This window comes from Actinomadura luzonensis (assembly GCF_022664455.2).
GTDB lineage: Bacteria > Actinomycetota > Actinomycetes > Streptosporangiales > Streptosporangiaceae > Nonomuraea > Nonomuraea luzonensis.
Map to the genome: position 1 here is coordinate 2,484,157 of NZ_JAKRKC020000002.1, position 14,071 is coordinate 2,498,227.

The window sequence follows — 14,071 nt, forward strand, 5'->3', positions numbered from 1 at the left end:
CATGACCACCGTGACCCCGCCGGCCCGCACGCGGACCGGCGGCCCGCAGATCGGCAGCCCACAGACCAGCACCGAGATGAGCCGGGTGCGCGAGCTGGTCGAGCGGCGCCTGGACGACCTGCTCGACCAGGAGCTCGCCCGGCTGGGCTTCCTCGGCGCGGAGGGCGTCGGCCTGGTGCGCCGCCACCTGGCCGCGTTCGCCCGCGACGGCGGCAAGCGGCTGCGCCCGGCGTTCGTGTACTGGGGGCACCGGGCGGCCGGCGGCACCGGCGAGCACCTGGAGCCGGTGCTGAACGCCGCGTGCGCCGTCGAGCTGGTGCACGTCGCGGCGCTGCTCCTCGACGACGTCATGGACGAGGCCGCCGAACGCCGGGGCCGCCCGGCGGCGCACGTCGCGCTGGCCGCCGAGCACCGGCGGGCGGGCCTGCGGGGCGAGCCCGGACGCTACGGCGAGTCGCAGGCGAGCCTGCTCGCCCTGCTCGCCCTGGCCTGGGCCGACGCCGCGCTGCTCGGCGCCGGGCCGCACCTGGCCGACGCGCTCGACGTCCTCACCCGGCTGCGTGTGGAGGTCACCGCCGGCCAGCAGCTCGACCTGGCCGCCACGGCCGCCGGCGGCGCGGACACCGCCCGCACCCGCACGATCGCGCTCTACAAGTCGGCCAAGTACACCATCGAACGGCCGCTCCACCTGGGGCACGCCGTGGCGGGCGGCGACCCGGCGGCCCGGCGGGCGCTGAGCGCGTACGCGCTGCCGCTGGGCGAGGCCTTCCAGCTCCGCGACGACGTGCTCGGCGTCTTCGGCGACCCGGGCCGCACCGGGAAACCGGCCGGCGACCTGCGCCAGGGCAAGCCGAACCACCTGGTCGCGGTCGCCAGGGAACGGTCGGGACCGTCCGGCGCGGCCCTCCTGGACGCCGTCGCCGCCGCGCGGGACGACGACCGGACGGCCGCCGCCCGGGGCGACGACCGGACGGCCGCCGCCCGGGGCGACGACCGGACGGCCGCCGCCCGGGACGACGACCGGACGGCCACCGCCCGGGGCGACGGCGGGACGGCCGCCGCCGGGGACGACGGCGGGCTGGTCGCCGCAGCCCGCGAGCTGATCGTCTCCTGCGGCGCGCTGGAGCTGGCGGAGCGGCGCATCGCGGCCCTGGCCGAGGAGGCGGACGCCGCCCTCGGGCAGGTGCCCGGCCTGCCGGCCGACGCCCGCCGGGCGCTCACCGAGCTGACCGTCCTCGCCACGGACAGGAGCCGCTGATGGCCGGGACCGGCCCCGTCGTGGTGATCGGCGCCGGGCTGGCCGGCCTCGCCGCCGCCGTGCGGCTGGCGGCGGCCGGGCGGGAGGTCACCGTCGTCGAGGCGCGGGACGAGCCGGGCGGTTGCTGCGGAACCGCCCGGCTCGGCCCGTACCGGTTCGACACCGGCCCGTCGGTGCTGACCATGCCCGGCGCGCTCGCCGACACCTTCGGCGCGGCGGGGGAGGAGCTGCGGGACTGGCTGCCGCTGCGCCGCCTCGACCCCGCCTACCGGCTGGCCTTCCACGACGGCACCCACCTGGACGTCACCCCGGACGGCGAGGCGATGGCCGAGCGGGTGCGGGAGCTGTGCGGGCCCGCCGAGGCCGCCCGCTACCTGCGGTACCGGCGGCTGCTCGGCGAGCTGTTCGCGGTGGAGTGGCCGGCGTTCATCGACGCGGACATGACCAGGCTCGGCAGCCTGGCCCGTCCGCTCGCGCTGGCCCGGCTGGCGGCGCTGGGCGGCTTCCGCCGCCTCGACCGGCTCGCCGCCCGCCACCTCTCCGACGAGCGGCTGATCAAGGCGCACACCTTCCAGTCCCTGTACGTCGGCCTGTCCCCGCAGCGCGCGCTCGGCATCTACGCCGTGATCGCGCACATGGACACGGTCGGCGGCGTGTACTTCCCCGAGCGCGGCGGCATGCACGCGGTCCCGTCCGCGCTGGCCGCCCTGCTGGAGAAGCTGGGCGCGCCCGTCCGGTACGGCGTCCGCGCCGCCCGCGTCGAGACCGGCGCGGGCGGCGTGACCGGCGTGCTGCTGGAGGACGGCGAACGCCTGCCCGCCGGGCACGTGGTCGTCGCCTGCGACCGGTACGCGGCCCGGCGGCTGCTGCCCGGCCGGGCCGCCGACTGGCGGATGCGCCGCCCCCGCCACTCGCCGTCCTGCCTGGTGCTGCACGCCGGGCTGGACCGGCCGCCGGCCGGGCAGGCACACCACACGCTGCACTTCGGGGGGCAGTGGCGGGAGACGTTCGCGGCGCTGGAGGCGGGGCGGCCGCAGCCGGACCCGAGCCTGCTGGTCACCTGCCCGGCGGGCGACGGCGAGGCGGCGCCGCCCGGTCACGTCACGCTCAGCGTCCTGGAGCCCGCGCCCAACCTGGAGTCGGCGGACTGGGACCGGCTCCGGCCGCGCCTGGAGGAGCGCCTGCTCGCCCGGCTGGCCGCGCTCGGCTACGGCGACCTGTCCGCCGCGCCCCGCCTCGTCCTCGACCCGCCCGCCTGGGCCGCGCTCGGGCACACGGCGGGCACCCCGTTCGCGCTCGACCACCGCTTCACCCAGACGGCGTGGCTGCGCCCGTCCGGCGTCGCCAGGCGCGTGCCCGGGCTGCACTTCGCCGGCATGCACACGGCGCCGGGCGTCGGGGTCCCCCCGGTGCTGATCTCCGGCCGGCTCGCCGCCGAACGCATCCTGACATCCCGCTGAAGGACACCCGCCGAAGGACACCCGTTGACTCTCACCGCCAGCTACGAACGCTGCCGCCGCCTGCACGCCCGCTACGGCCGCTCCTACTACCTGGCCACGCTGCTGCTGCCCGCGTGGAAACGTCGGCACGTGCACGCCCTGTACGGCTTCGCCCGCTACGCCGACGAGATCGTCGACTCCTTCACCATGTCCGCCGACCGCCGGGCCGCGCTCGACGACCTGTGCGACCGCACCGCGCGCGGCCTGGCGGGGGAGCCGGTCGCGGACCCGGTGCTGCCCGCGTTCCTGCACACCGTGCGCTCGTTCGGGATCACCCGGGCCGACGTGGACTCCTTCCTCGCCGCGATGCGCGCCGACCTGTCCGTGACCGGCTACGCCACCTACGACGACCTGCTCGGCTACATGGAGGGGTCGGCGGCGGTCATCGGCACCATGATGCTGCCGGTGCTGGAGGCGCTGCCCGGCGAGGAGCGGGCCGCGCGGGAGCCGGCGCGGCAGCTCGGGCTGGCCTTCCAGCTCACCAACTTCCTGCGGGACGTGGCCGAGGACCACGCCAGGGGCCGGGTCTACCTGCCGGCGCAGGACCTCGCCGCGTTCGGCGTGGAGCCGGCCGACCTGGGCCGCCCCCGGACGGGGCGGGCGGTGCGCGAGCTGCTGGCCTTCGAGGCGCGGCGGGCCCGCGAGCACTACCGGGCCGCGGCGCCCGGCATCGACCTGCTGGTGGCCTCGTCCCGGCCGTGCGTGCGGGCCGCCGTGGAGCTGTACGGGGGGATCCTGGTGGAGATCGAGCGCGGCGGCTTCGCGGTGCTGGAGCGGCGCGTACGGGTGCCGCGCCGCCGCAAGGCCGCCGCCTTCGCCCGCCACCTGCTCGCCTCCGCCGAGGCGGGCCGCCACGAACGCCGCGTCCGGGTGGAGCTGCCGTGACCCCGGCGAACGGCCGCGGCCCCGCCACGGGCGGCCGGGACTCCGCCACGGGCGGCCGGGACTCCGCCACGGGCGGCCGGGACTCCGCCACGGGCGGCCGGGACTCCGGCGCCGCCACGGGCGGGCGGGGGCCGGCGGCGGGGCGGTGGTGCTGGACGCCATGGGCGGGGACCACGGCCCGGCCGAGATGGTGGCGGGGGCGGTGGCGGCGTGGCGCGCGCACGGCGTGCCGGTCGTCCTGGTCGGCCGCGAGCCGGACCTGGCCCGCGAGCTGGCCGCCCGCGACGCCGCCGAGCGAGCTGCCGATCGTGCACGCCCCGGACGCGGTCCCCATGGCCGAGCGGGGCGCGGGCGGCCCGGCGCTGCCCGGCTCCAGCCTGGCCGTCGGCTGCGGCCTGCTCGCGCGGGGGGAGGGGGCCGCGTTCGTGTCGGCGGGTTCGACCGGCGCGGTGGTCTCCCAGGCCGTGCGGCTGGTGGGCCGCGCCGAGGGCGTCCTGCGTCCCGCGCTCGCGATCGCGCTGCCGGCGCTGAGCGGCGGCGCGAGCGTGCTCGTGGACGCGGGCGCGACCGCCGACCCGACGCCGGAGATGATGGCCCAGTTCGCGCTGCTCGGCGCCGGGTACGCCCGCGCCGTGCTGGGCGTGCCCGACCCGGTGGCCGGGCTGCTGTCGATCGGCTCCGAGCCCGGCAAGGGCAACCGGCTCGCCCGGCGGGCCGAGGAGCTGCTGCGGAGGCAGCCGGCGCGTTTCCACGGCAACATCGAGGGCCACGACGTGCTCTCCGGAGCCGTGGACGTCATCGTCACCGACGGCTTCACCGGCAACGTCGTGCTGAAGAACGTCGAGGGCTGCGTACGGACCGCGCTCACCATGGTCGCCCAGGCGGGCCTCGCCGACCCGGCAGCGCTGGCGGGAGTGGCCCGCCGCTACGACCCGCAGACCCACGGCGGCGCGGCGCTGCTGGGGCTGCGCGGCACCGTGGTCGTCGCGCACGGCTCGTCCCGCGCCGCCACGATCGCCCGCGCCTGCGTGGTCGCGCACGCGCTGTCCGGGGTGCGGGTGGACGCCGGCCTCGCCGCCGCGCCGGAACCGGCATGAGCGCCGCCCGCCGGTCAGCCCAGGGGGTCGGCGCCGTTCCAGGTGCCCTCGCTGCCGTACGGGACGAACCGGGCGAACAGCTCCTCGCTGTACCAGCCGTCCCGGCGCACCCGGTCCACCACCCGCAGGTGCGCGTCGTCGCCGTAGGCGAAGCGGCGCATCGCCGCCGCGTCCCGCCACAGGGAGAACGTGGCCTGCCGGGCCAGCGGCCACTCGCCGACCCCGACCGAGGCCAGGCAGCCGTCCTGCCGGGCCAGCAGCCGGTCCACCGGCGGCACCGAACGGTAGAAGGCGGCCAGCCGCCGCGCCCTGATCGAGGCGCGGGTGAGCACCGCGACCGGGCCCCCGCCGTCCCGCCGCCCGCCGGCGAGCCGGCCGAAGGGGGAGCGGCCGCCCCAGGTGCCGCGCGCGGACAGGGGCGCCAGCCGGACCTGCCACCGCTCGTCGGCCTCGGCCCGCCACCGGGCCGCGACGGGGGAGGCGCGGAGGAACGCCTCCAGGTCGGCCTCCTCGCGCCAGACCGCGAACAGCGCCCACCGGCGCAGGTCCGCGCCGAGCGACATCGACCGGCCGCGCCCGGTCCCGAGCAGCCGCCAGAACGTCAGGCCCGCGGTGCCGCGCAGCAGCGGGCGGTCGAAGGCCATGTGGCGCATGGCGTCCACGGAGCCGTAACGGATGAGGTGGAACGAGGCTATGGGTGCAGCGGTGCTGTCGGTCATCGTCGGCTACCTGCTGGGGTCGATCCCGGTGGCGGTGCTGCTGGCGCGCGGCCACGGGTTCGACCCGCGCGCGGTGGGCGACCGCAATCCCGGCTTCTGGAACGTGAAGGAGCAGCTCGGCTGGCGGTCGGCCGTGCCGGTGTTCGCCGGTGACACGCTGAAGGGCACGCTCGCCGCGCTGGCGGCGCTGCTGCTCAGCGGCGGGCACACGACCGGGCCGGGGGTGGTGGCGGGGGACAGCGTCGTGCCCGTGTACCTGGCGGTGGCGGCCGCGATGGCGGGGCACGCCTGGCCGGTGTTCGCCGGGTTCCGGGGCGGGCGGTCGATCCTGACCTTCGCGGGCGGGGTGGCGGTCATCTGCCCGCCCGCGTTCGCGCTGGCCGTGGCGGCGCTGGTGGCGGTGGCGCTGGGGGCGCGGTCGTTCGCCGTGGGGGCGCGGGTGGCGGTGTTCGGCGTGCCCGCGCTGCAGCTGCTGTTCGCCCCGGCCGAGGTGGTCGCGGGGACGGGGGCGCTGATGTGCCTCATCGGGCTGCGTTTCGGCCAGGCCGCGCTGTCGTCCCGCCGGAGCTGACCGCCGGGTCCGCCGGGGCCGCCTGGGCCGCCGGGTTCGCCGGGTCCGCCGGGTTCGCCGGGTTCGCCGGGTTCGCCGGGTACGTCCGGCCGCGCCACCGCCGTACCGGGCGGAGCGTGGCCTGGGTGAGGCGGACCGCGGCGGCCGGGTCCAGCAGCGGCGACAGCAGCAGGGCCGCGCCCGGCCGGGTGTAGCTGCCGCGCAGGGCGCCGGTCAGCAGCAGCCGGACGCCGAGCAGCGCCAGGTCCAGCCGGCTCGGCCGGCCGGCGGCCAGGCGCAGCGCGGGCAGGGCCGCCGTCAGCCAGACCACGGCCAGGTCGGCGGCCCGCCAGCCGGCGCCGGTGACGTCCCGGAGCGGCAGCGACCGGCCCCACTCGCGCCACAGCTCGGCCGTCGAGTCGTGCATGTCGACCTCCAGCAGCCCGCCGCCGTCGAGGAAGCCGATCCGCCAGCCCCGCCCCGCCAGGAACCGGGCGAGCGCCACGTCGTCGGTCATGTGCCCGCGCACCGCCGCGAAACCATCGATCTCCGTCATCGCGTCCCGCCGGAAGGCGAGGCACTGGCCGTTGGCGAGCACCCGGTGCGGCGGGAGCGGGTCCGCCCGGCCGACCGGGCCGAACCGGTAGACCAGCGTGGCCAGCATCGACGCGTGCAGGGCCTGTTCGAGCGGGCCGTCGCAGGCGAAGCGCGGGGCGGCGCTGACCAGGTCGCGGCCGTCCAGGGCGCGGGCCAGCGCGCCGAACAGGCCGGGCTCGGGGCGGGTGTCGGCGTCCAGCGTCACCACGACGTCGCCGCGGGCGGCCGCCACGCCCTGGCGCAGCGCCCACTGCTTGCCGACCCAGCCCGGGGGCAGCGGCTCGCCGGTGACGACGGTCGCGCCGAGCGCGGCGGCGAGCGGGCCGGTGCCGTCCGTGGAGCGGTCGTCGACGACGATGACCTCGGCGACGGCCGGGTCCTTCAGCGCGGCCCGCAGGCACGGCCCGATCCTGGCGGCCTCGTCGCGGGCCGGCACCACCACCGAGATCAGGGCGCCGGGCGCGGCGGCGGCCCGGAGCGGGGGCAGCCGCCGCCGGCCCCGCGCCAGCCGCGCCAGCACCACCCCGGCCGCCACCGCCTGCGCCGCCCCGAGCAGCCGCCCCCCGGCGCGCGCCGTCCCCGCGAGACGGCGGCTCATCGGAGCGCCGCCTCGCGCGGGTCGCCGAAGTCCTCGCGGACGAGCCCGGCGACGATCCTGGCCCCCAGCGTCACCATGGGCAGCCCCCCTCCCGGATGCACGCTGCCCCCGACCAGGTACAGCCCGCGCCGCGGCCCCCGGTTGCCCGGCCGCAGGAACGGCGCCAGCCGTCCCCGGTAGGCGCTGCCGTAGATCGCCCCCGCCCAGGCCCCGTACCGGTCGCGCAGGTCCGCCGGCGTGAGGACGTCCACGAAGCGCAGCCGCCCGGCCAGGTCCAGGCCGCGCCCGGCGAGCCGCTCCAGCACCAGGTCCCGGTAGGCGTCCACGCCGATGCGCCACCGGCCGGGATCGCGGGCGGGCACGTTGACCAGCATCGTCCAGTTCTCCGTCCCGGCCGGCGCCTGGCCGGGGTCGTCCACGGCCGAGCAGCCGACGTAGATCGTCGGGTCGTCCGGCGGCTCGCGCCGGTCGAAGATGTCGGCGAACTCCCGCTCGTAGTCGCCCGAGAACACCACCGTGTGGTGCGCCAGCCCAGGCGTGCGCCCCTCGACGCCCGCCATCAGCAGGAACGCCGACGACGACAGCCCCAGCCCGGCCAGCCGGCGCAGCCGCCGCCGGTCCGGCAGCAGGCGGCCGTACAGGGCGGCGGCGTCCACGCCGGCCACCACCACGCCGGCCCGCTCGTGACCGCCGCCCGCGAGCCGCACCCCGGTCACCTCGCCGCCGCGCGCGGTGACGGCCTCGACCGGCGCGGACAGGTGCACCAGCACCCCCGCCTCCTTCAGCAGCCCCGCCAGGTCCTCGGCCAGCCGGGGCAGGCCGCCGGGCACGTACCAGCCGCCCTCGCCGTGCTCCAGCGCGGGCACGCAGCCCAGCGCGGCCGGCGCGCGGTACGGGCTGGAGCCGGCGTAGGTGGCGTAGCGGCCGACGTACTGGCGCAGCCGCGGGTCGCGGAAGAAGCGGCGGGCCAGCCCGTCCAGGGTGGCGGCGGGCGCCACGGCCAGCAGGTCGCCCAGGCGGGCCGCACGCGGCGGGCGGCCGAGCGGCCCGGCGAAGAAGGTGCGGCCCGCCGCCCGCAGGCAGCCCTCGGCCCAGGCGTGGAAGGCCCGCCACGCGGCGCCCTCGCCCGGCGCGAGCCGGTCCACCTCGGCCGCCATGCGCTCCGGGTCCCGCCGTGCCGTCAGCACGCTGCCGTCGGCGAAGCGGTAGCGGCACAGCTCGGCCGGCTCCACGAACGCGCGCCGCAGCCCCAGGTCTCGGAAGAGGCCCGGCATGGTCAGCAGCGACGGGCCCTCGGAGAAGGAGAACCCGTCGCGCCGGTGCTCGGCCAGCTTCCCGCCGAGGCGCGGCAGCCGCTCGTACAGCCGCACCCGGTGCCCCTGCCCGGCCAGCAGCAACGCCGACGCCATCCCGCCGACGCCGCCCCCGACCACGATCACGTCCGTCACGTCGTCACCCCCGCCACCGCGTCGCCCTCGCCAGGAGCGGTCACCTCTGCCACGGCCGCCATCCGTTCCCCTTCTGCCACAGCCGCCGCCACGCCAGCGCGGCGAACACGCCCATCGAGATCCCTCCGGCCGCGGCGACCAGCGGGTCCGGCGGCTGGAACACCGCCGCGAACCCCACCGTCTCCATGACCGCCATCGTGGTGTAGACGCCCACCGCGCCCCGCGCGGGCGCGTCGCCCGCGATCCGCCGCAGCAGCAGCATGACCAGCGCGGACACCAGCAGCCAGCCCGCGTAGTTGCTCAGCGGGATGCCCCGGTACGGGCCCGGCTCGGCCCACGTCCACAGGCCGAGCCCGACCATCTGCGGGTCGAGGAAGAGGTCCCACGCCGTCAGCGCGAGCGCCCCCACGGCCGGCCGGGCCCGCCCCGTCGTGATCGCCGCCGCCACCGCGTACGCGGCCAGCCCCATCCCGCCCCACGCCAGCGCCACCACGGCGGGAACGCCGCCGAGCTGCGGCCACAGCAGGTCGGTGTAGCGGTAGTGCCCGAACGGGAACCCGGTGCGCAGGCCCACTGCCTCCGCCGCGTACCCGGCGAGCACCGCCGCCGCGAACCCGGCCGCCGCCCGCCGCGCTCCCCAGGCCGCCGCCGTGAAGCCGAGCACGCTGACCGCCAGCACCGCCACGACGATCCCGGTGTACCGCACCGGCTCGGGACTGATGCCGGACAGGACCTGGCAGGCCACCATGACCACGAGCGCCGTCAGCCCGACCGCCCGCGCCGTCCCGGCCGCGGCCGGGACCGCCGTCACCGGCGCGCTTCGCGTCTCACCCACACCTTCTCTTTCGGGCGCGCCGCGCGTCCGGATGCATCAGCTCAGGCCGGGCCGCCGACCCTCGCCAAGAGCGCCAAGACCGTCAGATGTCACAATCATCAACCAATTGCCAGATAGCAAATGATGCGAGCGCATCAGTAGGCCCGATCTAGTAACCTCGCATGTGGATCCACGGAGACATCTGCCTGTGTGTCCTGTTCCAGCGGCGATGGTCACGCACGGGCGAAGATCAGGTTTATGGTAGCCCGCATCGTGACATCACCAGCGTGCTTGGCCAGTGATTCCAACGACGAGGGCGGACATGAGTGACACGACAGCCGGCGGGTCGGGCACGACCACCCGCGCCGGCGCCGAGGTCGGCGAGTCCGAGCTGCGCCTGCTCCTCGCGGGCCTGACGGCGGTCAGGGACGGCGACTTCCGCACCCGGCTCCCCGAGGACGCCGACGGGCTGCTCGGCGAGATCGCCTCGGTGTTCAACGGCATGGTGGACCAGCTCTCGCTGTTCACCTCGGAGGTCACCCGGGTGGCCCGCGAGGTCGGCACCGAGGGCCGGCTCGGCGGCCAGGCCGAGGTGCCCGCGGTGTCGGGCACCTGGAAGGACCTCACCGAGTCGGTCAACGCCATGGCGGGCAACCTCACCGACCAGGTGCGCAGCATCGCCCAGGTCACCACGGCGGTGGCCCGCGGCGACCTCTCCCAGAAGATCACCGTGCACGCCCGGGGCGAGATCCTGGAGCTGAAGAACACCGTCAACACAATGGTCGACCAGCTCTCGTCGTTCGCCGACGAGGTGACCCGCGTGGCCCGCGAGGTCGGCACCGAGGGCCAGCTCGGCGGCCAGGCCGACGTCAAGGGCGTCGCCGGCACCTGGCGCGACCTCACCGACTCGGTGAACTTCATGGCCGGCAACCTCACCGACCAGGTGCGCAACATCTCGCAGGTGGCCACGGCCGTCGCGCGCGGCGACCTGTCGCAGCGCATCACGGTCTCGGCGCGCGGCGAGATCCTGGAGCTGAAGAACACCCTCAACACGATGGTCGACCAGCTCTCGTCGTTCGCCGACGAGGTGACCCGCGTGGCCCGCGAGGTCGGCACCGACGGCCGCCTCGGCGGCCAGGCCGACGTCAAGGGCGTCTCCGGCACCTGGAAGGCGCTCACGGAGTCGGTCAACGTCATGGCCGACAACCTCACCGCCCAGGTCCGCAGCATCGCCGAGGTCACCACCGCGGTCGCCAAGGGCGACCTGACGCAGAAGATCCGGGTGGACGCCCGGGGCGAGATCCTGGAGCTGAAGGAGACCATCAACACGATGGTCGACCAGCTCTCGGCCTTCGCCGACGAGGTCACCCGGGTGGCCCGCGAGGTCGGCACCGAGGGCAACCTCGGCGGCCAGGCCACCGTGCGCGGCGTGTCCGGCACGTGGAAGGACCTCACCGACAACGTCAACGTCATGGCCTCCAACCTGACCAGCCAGGTGCGGAGCATCGCGCAGGTGGCCACGGCGGTGGCGCGCGGCGACCTGTCGCAGAAGATCACCGTCGAGGCCAAGGGCGAGGTCGCCGCGCTGGCGCAGACGATCAACACGATGGTCGACACGCTCGGCGCGTTCGCCGACGAGGTGACCCGGGTGGCCCGCGAGGTCGGCACCGAGGGCCAGCTCGGCGGCCAGGCCCGGGTGCCGAACGTGGCCGGCACCTGGAAGAACCTGACCGACAACGTCAACTCGATGGCCGACAACCTGACCAACCAGGTGCGCAGCATCGCCCAGGTCACCACCGCGGTCGCGCGCGGCGACCTGACCCGCAAGATCGACGTGGACGCGCGCGGCGAGATCCTGGAGCTGAAGACCACCATCAACACGATGGTCGACCAGCTGTCGTCGTTCGCCGCCGAGGTGACCCGGGTGGCGCGCGAGGTCGGCTCGGAGGGCCGCCTGGGCGGCCAGGCCGAGGTGGAGGGCGTCTCGGGCACCTGGAAGCGGCTGACCGAGAACGTCAACGAGCTGGCCGGCAACCTGACCCGGCAGGTCCGCGCGATCGCCGAGGTGACCAGCGCGGTCACCTCGGGCGACCTGACCCGCTCGATCACCGTGGACGCCGAGGGCGAGCTGGCCGACCTCAAGGACAACATCAACTCGATGGTCAAGTCGCTGCGCGAGACCACCACGGCCAACGAGCAGCAGGACTGGCTGAAGTCCAACCTCGCCCGCATGTCCGGGCTCATGCAGGGCCACCGCGACCTCGCCACCGTCGCCGAGCTCGTGATGAACGAGCTGGCGCCGCTCGTCTCGGCCCAGTACGGCGCGTTCTTCCTGGCCGAGGAGAGCGAGCTGAAGCTGTTCAGCGCCTACGGCTACCCGGTGGACGCCGACCGCGCCCCCCGCTTCCAGCTCGGCGACGGCCTCATCGGGCAGGCCGCCCGCAGCCGCCGCACGATCTCGCTGACCGAGAACATCCCCGCCGGCGTCATCACCATCGACTCCGGCCTCGGCAAGATCATGCCCGCCTCGCTGGTCGTGCTGCCCGTGGTCGTCGAGGAGCAGGTGCTCGGCGTGATCGAGCTGGCCTCGGTGCAGGAGTTCACGCCCGTGCACCGGGCGTTCCTGGAGCAGCTGATGGAGACGATCGGGGTCAACCTCAACACGATCGTCGCCAACGCCCGTACCGACGAGCTGCTGAAGGAGTCGCAGCGCCTGGCCGCCGAGCTGCAGGCCCGCTCGGAGGAGCTGCAGAGCCAGCAGGAGGAGCTGCAGCGCTCCAACGCCGAGCTGGAGGAGAAGGCCGACCTCCTGGTCAGCCAGAACCAGGACATCGAGGCCAAGAACCTGGAGATCGAGCAGGCCCGGCAGGAGCTGGAGGACCGCGCCCAGCAGCTCGCGCTCGCCTCGAAGTACAAGAGCGAGTTCCTGGCGAACATGAGCCACGAGCTGCGCACCCCGCTCAACTCGCTGCTCATCCTGGCCCAGCTCCTCGCCCAGAACCACACGCGCAACCTCACGCCGAAGCAGGTCGAGTACGCGGAGATCATCCACTCGGCCGGCTCCGACCTGCTGCAGCTCATCAACGACATCCTCGACCTGTCGAAGGTCGAGGCGGGCAAGATGGACGTCAACCCCGAATGGGTGCAGCTCCGCCGCCTGCTCGACTACGTCGAAGCCACCTTCCAGCCGATGACCAGCGAGAAGAGCCTCGACTTCACCATCGTCACCGCGCCCGGCATCCCCAACGAGCTGCTGACCGACGACTCCCGGCTGCGCCAGGTGCTGCGCAACCTGCTGTCGAACGCGGTCAAGTTCACCGAGACCGGCAAGGTGGAGCTGCGCATCGAGCCGGCCGCCCCGTCCGAGCTGCCCGCCACCGTGCGGGCCAACGGGCCGGCGCTCGCGCTGCGGGTCGTCGACACCGGCATCGGCATCCCCGAGCAGCAGCTCGAAGTCATCTTCGGGGCGTTCCAGCAGGCCGACGGCACCACCAGCCGCAAGTACGGCGGCACCGGCCTCGGCCTGTCGATCTCCCGCGAGATCGCCTACCTGCTGGGCGGCGCGATCAGCGTGCAGAGCACGCCGGGACAGGGCAGCGTGTTCACGCTCTTCCTGCCGATCGCCCACCCGGCCTTCGCCGACGGCTCCGCCCGCGCCGCCGCGTCCGCCGCCCCGCAGGAGGGCGCGGAGCAGGCCGGGGAGTCCGACGCGACCGGGCCGTCCCCGGCCGCCGACGGCTCCTCCCAGCACCGGCGGCTGCTGGTGATCGAGCAGCGGGCCGGCGGCCTGCTGTCGCTGGTGGCCGAGAGCGTGGTGCGCGAGCTGACCGACAGCCGCGACGACACCGTCGAGATCATCAGGGCGGCGGGGGCCGAGGAGGCCGCCGCCACGCTGGCCGCCCAGCCCTGCCACTGCATGGTCCTCGACCTCGACATGCCGGACCTCGCGGCCTTCCAGCTCCTGGAGGCCATGGACGGCGACCCGGCCCTCGCGGTCGTGCCCGTGCTGGCCTACAGCAACTGGCGCACCACGTCCCAGCAGAAGGCCCGGCTGCGCGAGCGCGCCGAGAGCCAGGCGCTGGAGCTGCTGTCCAGCCTGGACGAGCTGCGCGAGCGCATCGCCCTGCACCTCACCGCCGAGCAGCCCGGCGACGTGCTGCCGCTGATCCGGCCCGACGCCGTCGGCACGCTGGCCCGGCAGGAGGTGGACGGCATGCTGGCCGGCCGCACGGTGCTGGTGGTCGACGACGACACGCGCAACCTGTACGCGATCACCAGCATCCTGGAGATCCACGGCATGACCGTCCTGCACGCCGAGAACGGCCGCCAGGGCATCGAGACGCTGACCAACCACCCCGACATCGACATCGTCCTGATGGACGTCATGATGCCGGAGATGGACGGCTACGTGGCCACCGCCAAGATCCGGGAGATGCCGCAGTACGCGGACCTGCCGATCATCGCGGTGACCGCGAAGGCGATGCCGGGCGACCAGGAGAAGGCGCTGGGCGCGGGGTCCAGCGACTACATCACCAAGCCGGTGGACGCCGAGCACCTGCTCGCCAGGATCAGGCACTGGCTCGGCGTGTAGCGACCCCTTCCATCC

General features: G+C 75.7%; 10 protein-coding genes. 6 read left to right on the forward strand and 4 right to left on the reverse strand.

From position 1 onward, the window contains the following. Window position 1 precedes the first annotated feature (1 nt). From MF672_RS41900 to MF672_RS41915, 4 genes are read left to right on the forward strand one after another with little or no spacing between them, the layout of a single operon-like run. A complete protein-coding gene (locus MF672_RS41900) occupies window positions 2-1,258 on the forward strand; it encodes a polyprenyl synthetase family protein (RefSeq protein WP_247815699.1) in 1,257 nt (418 codons plus the stop codon). Next, window positions 1,258-2,718: a phytoene desaturase family protein gene (locus MF672_RS41905; RefSeq protein ID WP_242384097.1), complete on the forward strand. Its 1,461-nt coding sequence runs from the start codon at window positions 1,258-1,260 to the stop codon at window positions 2,716-2,718. The genes MF672_RS41900 and MF672_RS41905 overlap by 1 nt, the downstream gene beginning before the upstream one ends. A gap of 24 nt (window positions 2,719-2,742) precedes the next feature. Further along, the gene (locus MF672_RS41910; protein ID WP_242384098.1) at window positions 2,743-3,642 is read left to right on the forward strand and encodes a phytoene/squalene synthase family protein; all 900 of its coding nucleotides are present in this window, start codon (window positions 2,743-2,745) and stop codon (window positions 3,640-3,642) included. Further along, window positions 3,639-4,739: a phosphate acyltransferase gene (locus MF672_RS41915; RefSeq protein ID WP_247815700.1), complete on the forward strand. Its 1,101-nt coding sequence runs from the start codon at window positions 3,639-3,641 to the stop codon at window positions 4,737-4,739. The genes MF672_RS41910 and MF672_RS41915 overlap by 4 nt, the downstream gene beginning before the upstream one ends. A gap of 14 nt (window positions 4,740-4,753) precedes the next feature. Here MF672_RS41915 and MF672_RS41920 read toward each other — a convergent pair whose 3' ends face one another. Further along, window positions 4,754-5,458: a spheroidene monooxygenase gene (locus tag MF672_RS41920; protein WP_242384059.1), complete on the reverse strand. Its 705-nt coding sequence runs from the start codon at window positions 5,456-5,458 to the stop codon at window positions 4,754-4,756. Between MF672_RS41920 and MF672_RS41925 the strand changes: the two genes are divergently transcribed. Beyond that, the gene (locus MF672_RS41925) at window positions 5,433-6,029 is read left to right on the forward strand and encodes a glycerol-3-phosphate acyltransferase (protein WP_242384060.1); all 597 of its coding nucleotides are present in this window, start codon (window positions 5,433-5,435) and stop codon (window positions 6,027-6,029) included. The two genes, MF672_RS41920 and MF672_RS41925, sit on opposite strands and share 26 nt — an antisense overlap. On the opposite strand, the gene MF672_RS41930 is transcribed toward MF672_RS41925, so the two are convergent. From MF672_RS41930 to MF672_RS41940, 3 genes are read right to left on the reverse strand one after another with little or no spacing between them, the layout of a single operon-like run. Further along, window positions 5,980-7,203: a glycosyltransferase family 2 protein gene (locus tag MF672_RS41930; RefSeq protein WP_247815701.1), complete on the reverse strand. Its 1,224-nt coding sequence runs from the start codon at window positions 7,201-7,203 to the stop codon at window positions 5,980-5,982. The two genes, MF672_RS41925 and MF672_RS41930, sit on opposite strands and share 50 nt — an antisense overlap. Beyond that, window positions 7,200-8,651, reverse strand: a complete 1,452-nt coding sequence (locus MF672_RS41935) for a phytoene desaturase family protein (RefSeq protein ID WP_242381977.1) — start codon at window positions 8,649-8,651, stop codon at window positions 7,200-7,202. Before MF672_RS41935 ends, MF672_RS41930 begins: the two co-directional genes overlap by 4 nt. Window positions 8,652-8,691: 40 nt before the next feature. Continuing rightward, entirely contained in the window at window positions 8,692-9,486 is a 795-nt protein-coding gene (locus MF672_RS41940) for a carotenoid biosynthesis protein (RefSeq protein ID WP_242381978.1), read from the reverse strand. A 301-nt stretch (window positions 9,487-9,787) separates the two neighbouring features. Here MF672_RS41940 and MF672_RS41945 point away from each other — a divergent pair, with 301 nt between their 5' ends. Then, on the forward strand, window positions 9,788-14,056 hold the full coding sequence (locus tag MF672_RS41945; protein ID WP_247815702.1) for a HAMP domain-containing protein: 4,269 nt from the start codon (window positions 9,788-9,790) through the stop codon (window positions 14,054-14,056). The last annotated feature ends 15 nt before the right edge of the window (window positions 14,057-14,071 follow it).

What these genes read in the sequence shown, in the direction of transcription:
- MF672_RS41900 (WP_247815699.1), top strand. Translation starts at nt 2, where the DNA reads ATGACCACCGTGACCCCGCCGGCCCGCACGCGGACCGGCGGCCCGCAG.
- MF672_RS41905 (WP_242384097.1), top strand. Translation starts at nt 1,258, where the DNA reads ATGGCCGGGACCGGCCCCGTCGTGGTGATCGGCGCCGGGCTGGCCGGC.
- MF672_RS41925 (WP_242384060.1), top strand. Translation starts at nt 5,433, where the DNA reads ATGGGTGCAGCGGTGCTGTCGGTCATCGTCGGCTACCTGCTGGGGTCG.
- MF672_RS41920 (WP_242384059.1), bottom strand. Translation starts at nt 5,458, where the DNA reads ATGACCGACAGCACCGCTGCACCCATAGCCTCGTTCCACCTCATCCGT.
- MF672_RS41930 (WP_247815701.1), bottom strand. Translation starts at nt 7,203, where the DNA reads ATGAGCCGCCGTCTCGCGGGGACGGCGCGCGCCGGGGGGCGGCTGCTC.
- MF672_RS41945 (WP_247815702.1), top strand. Translation starts at nt 9,788, where the DNA reads ATGAGTGACACGACAGCCGGCGGGTCGGGCACGACCACCCGCGCCGGC.